Origin of the sequence: Flavobacterium sp. LAR06, from assembly GCF_041946075.1 — a bacterium.
GTDB lineage: Bacteria > Bacteroidota > Bacteroidia > Flavobacteriales > Flavobacteriaceae > Flavobacterium.
On sequence record NZ_JAUTYT010000036.1, the window covers coordinates 1 to 1,116 of the forward strand.

1 protein-coding gene is annotated in these 1,116 nt (G+C 40.5%); it reads right to left on the minus strand.

All coding sequences use genetic code 11. From position 1 onward, the window contains the following. A partial coding sequence (locus Q7C23_RS23245) for an Ig-like domain-containing protein (protein ID WP_375034731.1) occupies nt 1-1,116 on the minus strand: 1,116 nt, incomplete at both ends.

Sequence of the window (1,116 nt, forward strand, 5' to 3'; positions counted from 1 at the left end):
TGATGCCAATCCGGTTGTATCATTACATTCTAAAGTTACATTAAGAGATGCAGTAACGGTAGTCCATGTTGGTGCAGAAGTATCTTCGATGGTAATTACCTGAGTGAAGGTTTCAGAAGTATTTCCGCAATCGTCTTTTACAATCCAGGTATTCGTATATGTACCAGCATTAGAACATCCTTCAGAAGCTACAAACTGACCAGCTGTTTTTTCAATGTTATTCACATTTGTATCACATAAATCAGTTGCAGCAGGGAATAAGGCCTGAGCAGCTTCTAATCCGGCAGCATCACTGCATTGAATAGTTTTATTTAAAGAAGCTGTTTCTGTTGCCCATGTTGGTGCAGTAGTATCTTGGATAATGATTACCTGTGTGAAAATATCGGTAGCATTTCCACAATCATCTTTTGCGATCCATGTATTAGTGTAAGTACCGGCGTTAGAACATCCTTGCGTTGGTATAAACGGGCCACTTGTTTTTGTATAAGTAACAATGGTGCATTTTGCATTTGCAACTGGTGCCTGCTCTTGTGTAGCTGTCAACCCTGCTGTATCACTACATTCTAAAGTTACATTTAACGTCCCCGCTACTGTAACCCATGATGGTGCGGCACTATCCTGAATTGTAATTACTTGAGTAAAGGTGCTTGATGAATTATTGCAAACATCTTTTGCTACCCATGTATTAGTATATGTTCCGGTACTTCCGCAACTTCCTTTTTGTAAGGTGCCGCTTGTTTTGGTATAAGTTACTGTTCCTCCACAATTATCTGTAGCAACTGGTGCCTGATTTTGCGCAGCATTAAAACCTGCATCATCACTACATTGTAAGGTAACGTTTAGTGCGTCAGCTGTGGTTGTCCATGTTGGAGCCGTAGTATCCTGGATAGTAATTACCTGAGTAAAAGTTTGAGAGTTGTTTCCACAGGCGTCTGTTACTGTCCATGTATTGGTATAGGTTCCAGAGTTTATACATTGTGAAGGTACAAACGAACCGCTTACTTTGATGATATTGGTTACATCGGTATCACATAAATCGGCTGCAATCGGTAGTGCAGCTTGTGCATTGGCCAATCCTTGAGTATCACTACATTCCAAAGTTACATTAAGGGCAGT